This is a genomic window from Pseudomonas sp. YL2 (assembly GCF_023063025.1).
GTDB classification, from domain to species: domain Bacteria; phylum Pseudomonadota; class Gammaproteobacteria; order Pseudomonadales; family Pseudomonadaceae; genus Aquipseudomonas; species Aquipseudomonas putida_A.
Window position 1 is genome coordinate 192035 of the sequence record NZ_JAJSLU010000012.1, and the last position, 14638, is coordinate 206672.

General features: G+C 62.9%; 12 protein-coding genes and 1 pseudogene. 12 read left to right on the forward strand and 1 reads right to left on the reverse strand.

What is annotated here, in order from left to right:
* Nucleotides 1-12: 12 nt before the first annotated feature.
* The 12 genes and pseudogenes from LVD08_RS18365 to LVD08_RS18420 form a co-directional block, all read left to right on the forward strand.
* Entirely contained in the window at nt 13-1605 is a 1593-nt protein-coding gene (locus LVD08_RS18365; protein WP_097088755.1) for a GumC family protein, read from the forward strand.
* Nucleotides 1602-2693, forward strand: coding sequence for a glycosyltransferase family 4 protein (locus tag LVD08_RS18370; RefSeq protein ID WP_134786783.1), 1092 nt, complete (start codon nt 1602-1604; stop codon nt 2691-2693). Before LVD08_RS18365 ends, LVD08_RS18370 begins: the two co-directional genes overlap by 4 nt.
* A complete protein-coding gene (locus LVD08_RS18375; protein WP_247268869.1) occupies nt 2690-4057 on the forward strand; it encodes an O-antigen ligase family protein in 1368 nt (455 codons plus the stop codon). The genes LVD08_RS18370 and LVD08_RS18375 overlap by 4 nt, the downstream gene beginning before the upstream one ends.
* Nucleotides 4054-5022 carry a glycosyltransferase gene (locus LVD08_RS18380; protein ID WP_247268870.1) on the forward strand — a complete coding sequence of 323 codons (969 nt, stop codon included), beginning with the start codon at nt 4054-4056 and terminating at the stop codon, nt 5020-5022. The genes LVD08_RS18375 and LVD08_RS18380 overlap by 4 nt, the downstream gene beginning before the upstream one ends.
* On the forward strand, nt 5015-6151 hold the full coding sequence (locus tag LVD08_RS18385) for a glycosyltransferase family 2 protein (RefSeq protein WP_247268871.1): 1137 nt from the start codon (nt 5015-5017) through the stop codon (nt 6149-6151). The genes LVD08_RS18380 and LVD08_RS18385 overlap by 8 nt, the downstream gene beginning before the upstream one ends.
* A gap of 13 nt (nt 6152-6164) precedes the next feature.
* The gene (locus LVD08_RS18390) at nt 6165-7166 is read left to right on the forward strand and encodes a polysaccharide deacetylase family protein (RefSeq protein ID WP_247268872.1); all 1002 of its coding nucleotides are present in this window, start codon (nt 6165-6167) and stop codon (nt 7164-7166) included.
* The gene (locus tag LVD08_RS18395; RefSeq protein ID WP_247268873.1) at nt 7163-8467 is read left to right on the forward strand and encodes a lipopolysaccharide biosynthesis protein; all 1305 of its coding nucleotides are present in this window, start codon (nt 7163-7165) and stop codon (nt 8465-8467) included. The genes LVD08_RS18390 and LVD08_RS18395 overlap by 4 nt, the downstream gene beginning before the upstream one ends.
* Nucleotides 8464-10383: a hypothetical protein gene (locus tag LVD08_RS18400; protein ID WP_247268874.1), complete on the forward strand. Its 1920-nt coding sequence runs from the start codon at nt 8464-8466 to the stop codon at nt 10381-10383. Before LVD08_RS18395 ends, LVD08_RS18400 begins: the two co-directional genes overlap by 4 nt.
* A gap of 67 nt (nt 10384-10450) precedes the next feature.
* Nucleotides 10451-11140: a GNAT family N-acetyltransferase gene (locus LVD08_RS18405; protein ID WP_047293345.1), complete on the forward strand. Its 690-nt coding sequence runs from the start codon at nt 10451-10453 to the stop codon at nt 11138-11140.
* Nucleotides 11141-11144: 4 nt separating this feature from the next.
* On the forward strand, nt 11145-12329 hold the full coding sequence (locus LVD08_RS18410) for a GNAT family N-acetyltransferase (RefSeq protein WP_247268875.1): 1185 nt from the start codon (nt 11145-11147) through the stop codon (nt 12327-12329).
* Nucleotides 12301-13092: a ChbG/HpnK family deacetylase gene (locus LVD08_RS18415; protein ID WP_247268876.1), complete on the forward strand. Its 792-nt coding sequence runs from the start codon at nt 12301-12303 to the stop codon at nt 13090-13092. Before LVD08_RS18410 ends, LVD08_RS18415 begins: the two co-directional genes overlap by 29 nt.
* Nucleotides 13092-13349 (forward strand): annotated as a pseudogene (locus LVD08_RS18420) (N-acetyltransferase); the annotation flags it as partial. The gene LVD08_RS18415 and the pseudogene LVD08_RS18420, both read left to right, overlap by 1 nt.
* Nucleotides 13350-13639: 290 nt before the next feature.
* On the opposite strand, the gene LVD08_RS18425 reads toward LVD08_RS18420, so the two are convergent.
* The gene (locus LVD08_RS18425; protein WP_247268877.1) at nt 13640-14446 is read right to left on the reverse strand and encodes a class I SAM-dependent methyltransferase; all 807 of its coding nucleotides are present in this window, start codon (nt 14444-14446) and stop codon (nt 13640-13642) included.
* Nucleotides 14447-14638: the final 192 nt, after the last annotated feature.

Below are 14638 nucleotides of genomic sequence, written 5' to 3' on the forward strand. Positions count from 1 at the left end.
AGGTGACCGATCATGAATCCAAAGGAAAACTACCTGCATGAGTTCTTCAGGATCTTCTTCGCCAACAAGCAATTGGTGAAACGGGTCTTCCTGATCTTTGCAGTCATCGCGTTGCTGCTGCCGCTGGTGCTCAAACAGAGCTTCGATATCACCGCTCAGGTGATCGTGCAGTCGAAAAAACTCTCCCAGGGTGACGCCACCACGTCACTGACGGTCGATAACGCCACCTTCATTCCGCCGTCGCTGGCGGACATGGAAACCGAAAGCAACATCCTGCGGTCCCCGGCGCTGATCCGCCAGACCATCAGCGAGCTGCGCGACAAGGGCGAGTACAACCCGCCGGTGGGCGTGTTCGCCAAACTGGTGAGCGAACCGTTCCGCCGCTATGTCACGTCGCCGCTGCGGCAGTACCTGATCAACCCGCTGCGCAACATGCTCGGGCTGCAAACCGATCCGGTGCGTGACACCGTGCTCGACGGCCTGACGCAAGATGCGATCAACAGCCTGAAGATCGAGACCCTGCCCGGCTCCAACGTGATCTCGATCGTCTACAGCTTCCCCGATCCGCATCAGGGCACGACGTTCGTCGCCACTCTGCTGCAGAACTATCTGGGCAGCCGTCAGGCGCTGCAATCGATCGACTTGCCGCAATCCTTCTACGAAACCAAGAAGCACCTGTATCAGGTGCGTCTCGACGGGCTGGAAGGTAATCGGCAGGCGCTGCTGGAAAGTGTTGCTTCGTCCGATCCGAAGGAAGAAATCACCTTCCGCCTGAACGCGATCAACACCGAAGAGCAAGCCCTGAACCTGTACCAGGATCGTCTGCTACAGAGCCAGCGCTGGCTCGAATACCTGAAAACCGCGCTGACGGCCGCCAGCAGCAACAAGCTCAACGACTACACCTTCCCCTTCACCTTCACCACCACCGTCGATAACGTGGCGTTCGAGGATCGGGAAATCAAACAGTTGGGCGAGCAACTGACCACCCAGGTCAGCCGCTACATGAATGACCTCGCGGTGTTCCAGCCCGGCAGCGAGCCGATGCTGCTGACCCGCGAACAGATCGCCCGCACCCGCCAGCAGTTCCTCAAAGTGGTGAGCAACCGCATTCAGGAACGCACCAACGACCTGGCCGTGGTGCAACAGGTGATCAATCAGAAAACCGCGCGCATCGCCGAGTTCAAGAACCGCATCCACACCTTGCAACAGACCCAGAGCAAGCTGCGGCAGATGGACACGGAAATCGACGCGCTGCACACGGCGTTCTCGACCTATGCGCAACGCTTCGCCGAAAGCAGCACCGCCGGTTCGCTCAACGACGACCTGTCGAACGCCAAGGTGCTCAGCCCGCCGTTCGAGCCGACCGAGCCGGCGTTCCCCAAACCGCTGCTGATCATTCCGTTCGGGCTGTTCACCGGTCTGCTGCTGGCGATTGCCCTGGTCTATGTGCGTGAGTTCTTCGATCACCGTTTCAAACACCCGGCGCAAATCACCCACGAACTGGGCCTGCCGGTGTTGCTGGTGATCAACGACGAAAACGTGCTGCCGAGCAATCCGCACAAGAACTGGACCGTGCCAAGCTTCGTGCACTGGGTGCGCAATTGAACACGCTGTCCACCCCGAACGCCGCGCTGCCGATCATTCATTTGCTCAGCAGCGGCGGCTTCTATGGGGCCGAGCGCATGCTGCTCGATCACTGCCTGGCGACACCGGGGCAGCACCAGGTGCTGTTTCTCGATGCGCCGCCGGCGTTGATCGCGCGCTTTCGCGAGGCCGGGGTGGACTGCCGTGGCTGTGCCGGGCTGGGTGAGCTATTGCGCCACCTGCGGGCCCGGCGCAGCGAACGGCCGCTGATCAATACGCACAACTTCAAAGGGCTGTTGTTCGGCTGGGTCGGCGCGACGCTGTTGCGTTTGCCGCTGGTCATTACCCAACACGGCTTCACCCCGCGCAGCCGCAAACAGAAGTTCTACACCTGGCTGAGTCTGCAGTTGTGCCGCACGGCGTCGGTGGATCGGGTGGTGTGCGTGGCCGAGAGCATTGCCGTGCTGCACCGTCAGGCCAGCGTGCAGGCGGACAAACTGCAGGTGATCCCCAACGGATTGCCCGCCGCCGACGCGCTGGTCAGCACCGTTGACCGCCAGCGCTGGCTGGCCGGTTACGTCGGGCGCCTGAGCAGCGAGAAAGGTCCGGACCTGTTTCTCGATGCGCTGATTCCGCTGTGTCACCAGCATCCGCAACTGGACGCGGTGATGCTCGGCGACGGCCCGGAACGCGAGGCGCTGCAGGCGCGGATCGACGCCGCAGGTTTGCAGCAACGGATTCGTCTGCCCGGCTACCAGACCGCCATGCAACCGTGGTGGCAGCGCCTGGATGCGCTGGTGATCAGCTCGCGCACCGAAGGCACGCCGATGATTCTGCTCGAAGCGATGCAGAGCGGCGTGCCGGTGGTGGCGTTCGCCGTCGGCGGCATTCCCGATGTGCTCGAGCACCGGCATAACGGTCTGCTGGCGACACCCGCCGACAGCGCCGACCTCGCCCGTCAGCTCGACAACCTGTTGAGCGAGCCGAAGCTGGCCCGGCATTTGTGCGACAACGCAAAGCGTACGCAACAGGATCGCTACGACCTCAAGGCCCTGGCCGAACGCTGGTCGCAGCTGTACATCCGCACGGCACGGGAGGCACGCGCATGATTTTCCCGCTCTCGATCGTCACGCTGCTCGGTCTGGTTTGCATCGGTCTGCTCGCCAGCCCTTATCCATTTCTCGCACCGGGTGCGGTCATTGGTCTTGTGGGGTTCACGGTGCTGTACCGCAAGCCAACCTGGGGCCTGCTGGGCATTGCCGCGCTGGTACCGTTTGAAGGTTTCTTCAAGGACAGTGCACTGTCCGGAAGCAAACTGATCGGCGCCTCGCTGGCGGTGATCGTGATGCTGCAACTGGCCATGCATCAGATTCCGTCCGAGCGTCTGCGCAGCAATATCTGGCGGTTTCTGCTGTGGTTTCTAATCCTGTATTTCCTCAGCCTGCTCAACACCGATGACGTGGGCATGTCGCTGGGACACCTGCGCGAACTGAGCGTCGGGCTGATCCTGTTTGTCATTACCCTGTTGATTGGCCGTGAACTGAATCTCGACCTGTTCGCCCGACTGGTGACCCTGAGCGTCAGCACGACCTGCGCAATGGCGATGTTTTCGGTCAAATTCCAGGATCAGGGGCGCGCTGCCGGTCTTCTGGAAGACCCCAACGCGTTTGCCTTGCTGATCGCCTTCGCCATTCCGTTGGCGCTGCTGCTGGTGATTCGTGGGCCAAACCTGCTGCACCGGTTGTTCTGGGGCGCTTGCTGCCTGCTGCTGCTCGGTGGCATGACCAAGACCGAATCGCGCTCCGGGCTGGTGGTAGTGGCCTTGAGTCTGTTGATCGGCTGCTGGCACTACCGCGCGCAACTCACCCGGATCCGTCCACGGCACCTGGGGTTCGCCATGCTCGGTGCGGCGATCGTGATTCCGCTGGCGATCTACGCGATGCCCGCCGGCTACGTCGCGCGCATTCAGTCGCTGAGTATTCTCAGCGCCGGCTCCAAGGCACAGGACGAATCCCTCGGCCGCCGCGCCTCGTACATCGTGGTCGGCGGCCAGATGATCCGCGAGAACCCGTTGCTCGGCTCCGGCCCCGGCACCTTCCCGCTGCACTACGCGACCACCGGCTACGCCAAGGCGTTTTCCGCCAACCGCAAGATCGGCGACCTGTACCGCCGTGCGCACAACACCTACCTGGAAATCTTCAGTGAACTGGGGATTCCTGCCGGCCTGCTGTTCGTCGGCATGCTCGGCCTGGGCCTGTACAACCTGATTCGCGCACGCGCCGCGTGGATGCTGCGGCGCGATTGGCAACAGGCAAATCTGATGACCCACCTCGGCGTGAGCTTCCTGTCGCTGACCCTGTTCCTGATGTTCCTCAGCGCGCCGAACCAGAAATACGTGTGGATCATGCTCGCGCTGACCAGCGTCCTGCGCCTCAAAGCCGAACAGGCGCCACTGACCGAGGCCAGACCATGAGCCGGATCAGCATCATCATCCCGATGTTCAACGAGGCGCGGCACATTGGCCGCACGCTGCTGGCCGCGCAAAAAGCCGCACATGCAGCCGAGGTCGACTGCGAGTTGATCGTGGTCGACAACGGCTCGAACGACGACGGCCCGCACATCGCCCGCCAGTTCGGTGCACAGGTGCTGGTGCTGCCGGGCCTGCTGATCGGCGCGCTGCGCAATCGCGGTGCGCTGCTGGCAAGCGGCGAGTGGATCGCGTTCATTGATGCCGACGTCGAAATGCCCGAAGACTGGCTCAAGCCCTTGTTCGAGCTGCAAGCCGAGGGTCAGGCCGACGTGTTCGGCCTCGACCTGCACACCCCCGCTGCCGCGCCGTGGTACGCCACCGCCTGGCAACGCCGCACCCTGCGCCCGCCGAGCCAGGCATCGCATACGGTGGATTGGCTGCCCAGTTGCAACCTGCTGATGCGCCGGCACTGGTTCGACAAGGTCGGTGGTTTCAACGAACACCTGCGCACCGGCGAAGACAAAGAGTTCACCCTGCGCCTGCACGAACAAGGCGCGCGGCTGCTGTCGGTGAACAGCAGCGTGGCCCTGCACTGGGGCTACGAAATGAACTGGCGGGAGTGGATGGGCAAGGAAATGTGGCGGCAAGGCAGTCACTTGCAACTGCTGCGCACCCATGGGTTCAGCCTGCGTCTGCTGCGTTTTCCGCTGCTCTCGCTTGGCGTGTGGATACTGGACTTTCTGACCCTCTCGGCCTTGCTCGACGGCTTTCCGCATCACGCTGCAATCATGGTGACGCTGACCCTGGTGCCCGCACTGGTGCTGAGCATTCGTCAGAGCGCTCGGCACCACAATGTCGTTCTGACCCTGCAACTCTGGGGCCTGCACTGGGTGCGTCTGCACCTGGCGGGCGCCGCGTTCATTCTCAGTCTGTGTCATTGGAACGCCAGGAGGCCTGCCCGTGGCTGAATTCATTTTCTGGCTGTGCCTGTTGCTGCCGGTGTACGCCTACCTCGGCTACCCGCTGCTGCTGACCGTTCTGGCGCCGCTGTTCCCGGCCTGGCGCCACAGCCCGGCGCCAGCGCTGAACATCAGCATCGTGATTGCCGCGCACAATGAGGCGCGGCACATCGAGCACAAGTTGCGCACGCTACTGGCGCAGGACTACCAGCCGGCCACGCTGCAGATCATTCTCGCCAGCGATGGCTCGACCGACGACACCGTGGCCCGCGCGCACAAAGTGGTTGATTCGCGCATCACTGTCCTCGACCTGCCGCGCCAGGGCAAAGCCGCGACGCTGAATGCCGGCGTAGCCTTGGCGACTGGCGATATTCTGGTGTTCACCGACGCCGACAACCAATGGTCGCGGGAAACCCTCGGCTACCTGCTCGCCCCACTCAGCGACCCCAACGTCGGGGCCTGCGCCGGGCACATGGTGATTCCAGTGACCGGCGGCGGCCTCAGCGTCGGCGACAGCCTGTACCGGCATTACGAAGGCTGGCTGCGTCGGGTGGAAAATCGCACCGGCTGCATGGTCTCGGCCGACGGCGCCCTGCTCGCCCTGCGCCGCGAGCTGTTCCAGAGGGTGCCGGCGGAGGTCAACGACGACTTCTTTCTCAGCACCTGTGCACCGGTGGCCTTCAAGCGCATTGTGTACGTGCCCGAGGCGCAAGTGATCGACCACGGTGTCGACGAAGCGGACAAACAGTTCCGCCGCCGTCAACGCGTCACCGTCGGTGGCCTGCAAAGCCTCGCCCAGCGCAGTGAGCTGCTCAACCCGCTCAAACATGGCCTGTATTCGCTGGCGCTGATCAGCCACAAACTGATCCGGCGCCTGGCACCGATCCTCCTGCTGCCGCTGCTGCTGAGCAACTTCTGGCTGTGGGACGACCACGGCTTCTATCGACTGGCCCTGATCGCGCAACTGTTCGGCTACGCCATTGCGCTGGCCGGACTGCTGGACTCGCAACATCGCTTGCCCAAACCGTTTCGTCTGGCCGCGTTCCTGCTGGTCACCCTCGCCGGGATGAGTCTCGGCCTGTGGCAGTTCCTGCGCGGCCACCGATATGCCCAGTGGAACCCTGAACAGAACCGTTGAGAGGACCGAAGCCATGGCGATCAAACAATTAATAAAACGCACCAGTGGCTGGCTTTACCTCAACTCGCCCGTGGGACGAAACCAGTTGCACGGCGCCGGGGTGATCCTGATGCTGCACCGGGTGCTGGCCAACGACCGCGCCGCCGACTTGCCGCACCGCAATGAGCTGTGTGTCGGGCCCAAGGCGTTCGAACACCTGCTGGTGTGGCTGCGCCGGCACTTCGATTGCGTGCCGCTGATGGACATCCTCACGCCCACCGCACTGCGCAGCGAACGCCCAAGGGTGGCGCTGACCTTCGACGATGGCTGGCGCGACAACGCGGTCAATGCGTTCCCATTGCTGCAAAAACATCAGGTGCCAGCGAGCATTTTTCTCTCCACCGATTTCATCGGCAGCCGTCAGCGCTTCTGGTGGGAAAGCCTCGGCGAAACCCTGTGGGGCAGCCACGGCGAAAAGGCCCGCATGCACTTGATCGAATGTCTGCACGTAATCCACCACCCGGTGCCGGTGCTGGTGGATGACATCGACGTTGATCGCCGCAGCCTGTCGCTGCTGCATTACCTGCAAAGCCTGAAAAACCTTGAACCGGCGATGCTCGAACGCCTGACCGACGAATGCCCGCCCGAAGCGCAGCCGCAAGCGCTGGACTGGCATCAGGTGCGCGCGCTGGAAGCTTCGGGGCTGGTGCGTTTCGGCCCGCACGGCGCCAGCCACGCGATCCTCACTGAACTGGACGATGTGCGCCTGAGCGAAGAAATCAGCCGCAGCCGCGACGCCTTGAGCAACGGCTGCAACCGGCCGTTGCCGGTGTATTGCTACCCCAACGGCAACAACGACGATCGCGTGCGCAAGCAGATTGCCGAACACGCTTACCCGTTTGCCCTGGGCACCGGCACCGGGATCTATCGCGGTGAAGGCGATCCGCTGAACCTGCCGCGTTTCGGCGTCAGCCAGCGTACTGCGCGCAACCCGGAGTTACTGTCGTGGCGCATCTTTCGTGGCAACCGCCCATGAGTCACAGCCACTATCTCAAACACTTGGCGCTGAGCATGGGCACCAAGCTGGCGATGATCGCCCTGCGCTTGCTGCGCAACGTGTTGCTGGCGCGGATCCTCGGGCCGAGTGAACGCGGGTTGTTCGCGCTGCTTAGCACCCTGCCCGATCTGATCAGCGCCGCCACCAGTGGCGGGTTGAATTCAGCCGTCGGTTATCAAGCCGCCAAGCAACGGCCGATGGGCCTGCTGCTGAGTCAGGTGCTGGTGTTCGGTTGCTTGCTCGCGGGTCTGCTGACCCTGCTGGTGGTGGCGCTGGTCCGTGAGTTCGGCAGTGAACTGGATGTCACCGTGCAGCTTGGTCTGCTGGCGTGGCTGTTGCTGCTGGCGGTGCCGCTGACCGTGCTGAAAAGTGGCCTGCTGACCCTGCACAACGCCTCCGGTGGCGTGGTTGCGTTCAACGCCTTGCGCCTGACTGAGTCACTGGCGCCGCTGCTGCTGTTTCTCGCGCTGTTCTGGATGTGGAAAAGCGCGGCGCTGGAAGCTGCGCTGATCAGCTGGCTGGCCGGGATCAGCCTGGTGGTGCTGGCCGGTTGGGTCTGGCTGAAACGCGCGCAACCGCTGCAACTGCAATGGGATCGCGCCAGCCAGAACGAACTGCTGCGCTACAGCGCGCGCAGCCATCCGGACCTGCTGTTCCAGCAAGTGATTCTGCGCTCGGATTACCTGTTCATCGGCGCCCTGCTCGGCAGCACCGCGCTGGGTCATTACGCGATGGCCAGCGCCGCCGCCGAACTGCTGCTGATCGTCCCGGAAGCGGTGACCACGCCGCTGATGAAGCGCCTGCTGCAACAGGACGAAGGCATGGACAAGGTCACCCCGCTGGCCCTGCGCCTGACCGCCACGGTGATGCTCGGCGCATGCCTGAGCATGGCAGTGATCGGCAACTGGCTGATCGTCACCCTGTTCGGCATCGCCTACCAACCGGCGTATCCGGCGCTGCTCGCCTTGCTGCCGGGGCTGCTCGGCCTGTGCTACGCGAGCATCCTGCGTCTGGACCTGCTGGGGAAAAACCGTCCCGGCACGGTGTCGCTGCTGATGGGCCTGGGCGCCCTGCTCAATCTGGCGCTGAACCTGGTGTTGATTCCGGCCTACGGCATCGTTGGCGCAGCGGCGGCATCGTCGATTGCCTACCTGGCCGTGACCGTGGCGATGCTGGTGTTGTACTGCCGTTTGAGCGGCGTGGCGTTCTGGCAAACCCTGATCATCCTGCCCAGCGACATCGCGCCGATGTGGCAGATGCTGCACCGGAAGGCCGCATGAAAGGCCTGATCCTGCTGCTCGGTCTTGGCCTGTCGCTGGACGCCTTTGCCGCGTCGATGCGCTGGGGAGAAATCCGCGACGGCAGCCTGTATCTGCAAACCGACCGTCCGGACACCGTCACCGTGCGCTGGACCCCGGCGTGGCAGGCCGACGCCAACGAAGAGCATCTGTACCTGCTCGACGGCCAGGGCAAATTGCACGGCGAGCGCTTGATCAAAGCCAGCGAAACCCGTGGCACCCAGAGCTGGCCTTTGCAGCCGGGTGCCGCCAGTTATCGCCTGGAAATTCCCGGCTACAGCTTCCGCAATTACCGGGTCGAACACGACGACCGCACCGTGGCGCTGTTCGAACCGGCCAAGGTGCATTTCAGCGCGCAGACGCAAAACGGCGACGAGTTGTATTTCAAGGTCGCGCCGGGGGAACACGCGGTACTCGCCGGCAAGTTCCATGGCGGAGTGAATGCTCTGCAAGCGCAACGGGTCGGCGACGATAAGCCACTGACGCTAACGCTCAAACCCTATCGCGCCTACTGGCAGTTCGATCAACTGGCGTTACCGGTCAGCGAGCGCGAACAGGTCTGGCGCCTGCGCCTGCAAGGCAGCGGCAAAGCGGCGTTCTGGCTCGACGGCACGGCCAATCGGTTTGCGCAAACTCCGCAGCAACTCAAACCTGTGCGCGAAGAGTCCGGCCAGATCCACCTGACCCTGCATGACAAAATCCTCGGCCGCACCCCGGATCTGGGCATCGCCCTGCCCTACGTGATGCCACCCGCCAGTAGTCACGCGGTGCTGGATGCGCTGAAAGCGACCGCCGCCAGCTACTACAGCTTTGTCGATGTCACGGCGAAAAATCCGCACTTCGAGGATGCGTTCCGCCAGGCTTATCAGGAGCGCTTCGGTATCCGTCAGGACATCACCCTGCTCGCCGGCAGCCAGCGTCAAGCCGATCTGCGTGCCGACGTGCAAAGCAATGGCGGCCTCGATGCATGGCTGGCCGGCACCCGCGCCTTGGGCGGCAAAGGCACGCACTACATCGGTTTTGCCGATGAGCCGAACCTCAACTATTCGAGCTTCGAGCAATACCGGGCGATTTTCGCCAGCATGGCCAGGCAAGTGCGCAGCGATCCGGCGAATGCCAGGGCCGGGGTGCGCATCGCCATGCCGGCCAGTTCACGACTGGTCAACGGGCCGTTCGCCGATAACGCCGCAGACAAGCGCGGCATCGACTGGGCGCGGCGCTTGCTCGGTGAATCCGCCGAGCAGATCGACGCGCTGGCGTGGCACGAATGGATGATCCGCGACCTGCTCGCCACCCGGGTCTACCGCGACAGCGTGCGCCGCGCCGCCGAACTGGTCGGCCTCGACGCCCACGGCCAGCCGCGCAAAGCCTTGCTGCTGGATCAGACCAATATGTCCAGTGGTTCCAGCCTCAGCCCCTACGATCAGGAGACGCACTACGCCTCGCTGTGGTGGGCATCGGTGGTGATCAACGCTTCGCAGGACGGTTTGCTGAGCATGCTCAACTGGTTTCAGGCCGCCGATGAACCGGAATACCCCAAGGGCATGATTCGGCTCATGGGCGCTGAGGGTTTCGAGCTGAAACCGGTAGGTCTGGCCCAGCAGTTCATCGCGCAGCACTGGCTGCATCAGGTGCTGTGGCTGGAGAACGATGGTTTTGAAGTCGATGCGCTGGCGATGGCCAGCGACACCCAGCGCGGCCTGCTCGGCGTAAACAAGGGCACGCGTCTGCAGCAAATCGAATTGAACGGCGCCCGGTGCCCGCTGAATAACGGTGCATTGCATTACTTCGGCGCGGACAACCGCAGCCGCGACGCGCCGTTTCTCTGCCAGGACGGCCGCGTACGTTTCGAGCTGCCGGGGCAGACCTTGTTCGCCCTCAGCTGGACCCCTTCATGAACCGTCGATTCATGTTCTGCCACGCGAGCCGCACGCCACGCGTTGCATATCATCAGGAGCAAAAACCATGAGCATTGCGCAAAAAGTCAGCCAACAGATTAAACAAAAAGGCCTGCGCGTCACCCTCGCCAAGGCGTGGAAGCACTTCGTGTTTTCCCATCAGGAGCTGCTGTGGATGGAACGCGATCTGGTCAGCCCGGTGCCGCCGCACAACCTCAAGCCGTATCCACCGGTGAGGGCAGTGACGATCACTGCCGACAACGCCAGCGCCTTCGCGCGCTACTTCGGCGACCGTGTCGGGACCATGGCCGAGTTGGCCAACGAAGGTCATACCGGGCTCATGTATCTGGACGAACAAGGCGATGCCGTAGGTTTTATCTGGGGCAGCAAGCGGGACTATTTCGACCGGCACTACTACGGTTGCATGTTCCCGGTGAAGCCTGGCGAGTTTTTCGAATTCGGCGGCGAGTTGACCCGCGCCTTCTGGGGCACCGAGCTGTCGGTGGACGTGCAACTGGCACTGTGGAATGCCATGGCCGAGCAAGGCTGCGACAAGGTGGTGGACGTCTGCGAGTTCCACAACATCCCGGCGCTGAAACTGCACCTGCGCATGGGTTATACCGAGCAGGGCCGGATCATGAACATCTACACTCTGTTTGGTCGCTGGCGCTTCTATCGCGAAACCCGCTACAGCGGCTCGCGGCTGGATGCGCTGCGCAAACCGTCCCGTCCACCTGTCACAGCCACGGCGGCCTGAGCCCATGACGGCGCGATTCGAATGGCGCACTTCACTGTGCGCCGCCGACTTTCCGGCAGTCGCCTATGAGGCGCTGCGCTTGCGGGTGACCGATCACACGCCGTTCAACCACCTGGGCTGGTTGTGCTCGGCAGAGCAGGCACTGAGCGCGGGTGAGCGCCTGCACATCCTGCTCGGTTGGGAAGCGGACGAATTGCGCCTGTGCCTGCCGCTGGTAGCGGGCCGTGAGCGCTTTGCCGGCGTGCCGTTTCGTGTACTGCACCACTTGGGCTATCCGCTGGCGGACCGGCTGGCGCTGCTTTCATTGCTCAAGGGCGAAGACATGCGCGAAGCCTTGCACCTGATCCGGCGACAACTGCCGCACGCCCTGCTGCAACTCAACGAATTGTCCGAGCCGGCGGGTGAGGAAAGCGCCCTGACCGAATGGATGGCCCACAGTTCTGCGGGCGAACGCCGCCTCAGTTGCCGGGTGCCGGTGCATCTGATCAGCGACGCGGATCACCAAGAGGTCTCCGGCGACCCGCGCTACAAGCTGCGACGGGCGCGCAAACGGATTGCCGCGTGTGGCGCCCAGGTGCGGCGCATCAGCCCCGACGCGCTGAGCATGGGTCCGCTGTTGCGGGCGATCAGCGAAGTCGAAGCGGTGAGCTGGAAAGGTGACGAAGGCGTAGGGATCTTTGCCAGCGAACGCAGTCGGCAATGGATCGAACGCGCCTTCACCGCCCTCGCCGGCCAGGGCCTGGTGCGGGTGGTGACGCTGGAACTCAACGGGCGTTGCATCAGCTATCGCCTCGGCTTGCTGGAGCGGGGCCGACTCTACGATTACAACCTCGCGTTCCTGCCGCAATACGCCGATCTGGGCAGCGGCCGGGTGTTGCTGGAGGAATGGATTCGCTGGGGGCTGGATGAGCACTGGCGCTGGATCGATGCCTCGCGGGTCAGTCTGGAAAACTCCAGCCACCAACTGCACGAACGCATGACCGGACAACTGGAACACTGGCGCTGGAGTTTCTATTCCTGGCGCCCCAGCGGGATGTTGCTGGGGCTGGGGTTGCGCCTCTGGCAGCGCTTGAAACCGACGGTGCAGCAATGGCGCGCGCGACGTGCGGCCAGACCGGCATCGGCGTCCACACCTGTCGTCATCACCACGGAGGGCGATCATGCCTCGCCAAGTCATAGTCAACGCTGACGATTTTGGTTTGAGCCCGAACGAAAACGCGACGATCTTCGCCGCGTTTCAGGCCGGGGTCATCAGCTCGGCCACGGCCATGGCCAACATGCCGGCGTTCGAAGCAGCCTGCGCGATGGCCCGGCATCCGTCGCTGCAAGGTCGGGTCGGGTTGCATTTCAACCTGACCTACGGGCGGCCCCTGAGCACCTCGATCCTGCGCAGTCGCACCTTCTGCGATAGCCACGGCGTGTTCGACCTGAGCCTGCCACGGCACAGCCTGTGGCTCGGACGTGAGGATCGCGACGCGGTGCGTGAAGAGTTGCAGGCGCAGTGGCAGCGCTGCGTCGAACATGGCGTGCGACCTAGCCATATCGACTCGCATCAGCACGTACACAACATCTGGCCGATCGGCGAAATCGTCGCGCGCTTTGCTGCCCATCAAGGCGTGCCGATTCGCCTGGCGCGCAACCTGGGGCAGAACCTCAGTCTGCCGAAACGCATATTCAAAGGTTTGCTCAACTGGCGCTTGCAGAGTCTGGCCGGAGCCACGGCGGACTATGTGTGCACGCCAGTGGATCTGCGTAACGACCCCGCGCCGAACGACGGTGTGCTGGAAATCGTTGCCCACCCGAATCAGCTGGGCAGCGATTTCGGTGATGCCTACCTCAACCCCGAAGAGTCCCTGAGCCACGTGCTGGAGCAGCGGCTGCCGGGTGTGCCACGGGTGTCCTATGCCGATTTGCACAAGGATTTTTTACGGGGTGCCGCGGCACTCGATTGATGGATGTACAAGTCGCCCTCTGGGAAGCCATGGCGGCTCAAGGCTGCGACAAAGTCATCGACGTCTGCGAAACCCACAACATCCTGGCGCTGAAACTGCACATCCGCATGGGCTACCACGAACAGGGCCGCGTCACTCACGTCTACGGCCTGTTCGGCCGCTGGCGCTTCTACCGCGAAAGCCGCTATGGCGGCTCACGCCTGGAACCCCTGCGCAAACCTGCGCGGCCGGTGGCGAGTGCGCCGGCGCAGGCGTGATTCAATCGTAAAAGCGCTGGCGGCCCTTTGGCCGCCATCGCGAGCAGGCTCGCTCCTACAGTGGATTTGTGTACGACACCATCTTCGAGCCATCGGCTATGTGGCACAGGCTTACTCGAGCATTCAGATGGGTCAAACGGGCGAAGTTGGTTCTGATTCTTTCAGCCAGACTTGAGATCTTGCCGACGCCTTCGCTGGCAAGCCAGCTCCCACAGGGCGTTGAGCAAGACCCAAAAACCTGTGGGAGTCTGGCTTGCCAGCGATGAGGCCGGTTGGAGCCATGGAAAGCTTCAGGCCTTGCTGGCGACCAGGGTGAAACACAGCGGCATCTGCGCTGGCTGATTCAGGTACTGGTCATACACCTCTTCGCGGTTCGAGTGCGCATACTCCTTGAAGTGCGCGATGTTCAGGCCGGCGGCGATGGCACCGCTGAAGATCGCGCCGAGGGTGTGTACGAACCAGTATGACTTGGCAGCCTGCTGCTCGACCTTGCCGACGTAGACGATCGGTTCTTCCTGCACGAATGGCTCGGCGCGGAAGTAGGAGCTGGTGAGGCGGTACGGGTCTTCGGCGTCGGGGTCGACCATTTCCAGAAACGGATGGGTTTCGTAGATCACCAGTTTGCCGCCCGGTTTGAGAGTCAGCGCGACATGGCGAAAGAACTCGCCGATGTCGGGCATCCAGTTCAGCACGCCGATGGTGATCAGCGCGACGTCGAAGCGGCTGTGCAGCGCAGCCGGCAGGTGATGGATATCGCTTTCGATGAATTCGGCTTTGTACGGCGAGCGCTGGTTCAACTCACGGGCCTGTTCGAGAAACGCCTCCGATTGATCGACGCCGACCACACTGCACGCACCGAGGGCGAACAGCGACAGGCTTTCGCGACCATTGTTGCAACCGAGTTGAATCAGCGCTTTGCCATCGACGCCGACCTGTTCCAGCAGACCGCGCAAGGTGTCATCGAGGCAGGAGAAATCAGCCTTTGATACGTCGTTCAACAGCGCTTGCCATTCCGCCGACTCACGGTGATGACGAGCAGAATCGTTCCACGCCTGTCGATTGCTGTCGATGGCGGTTTTATTGTCGGGCACTTCCATGGCGCACTCCGGGCGATGCTCGTGATTGAGCGGACCCGAGTCTAGAACAGCCCGATCAGTACGGTTGTTGCGACTTTGTAAGCCACATCGCCGTTCCACTGTGGGAGCAACTGTCTTACTACCACCGTTCGTCACCGCCACTCTGTGCCGTCTCGCAGCATGGCATTCAGTCTGATCAGCAGTATTCGCATA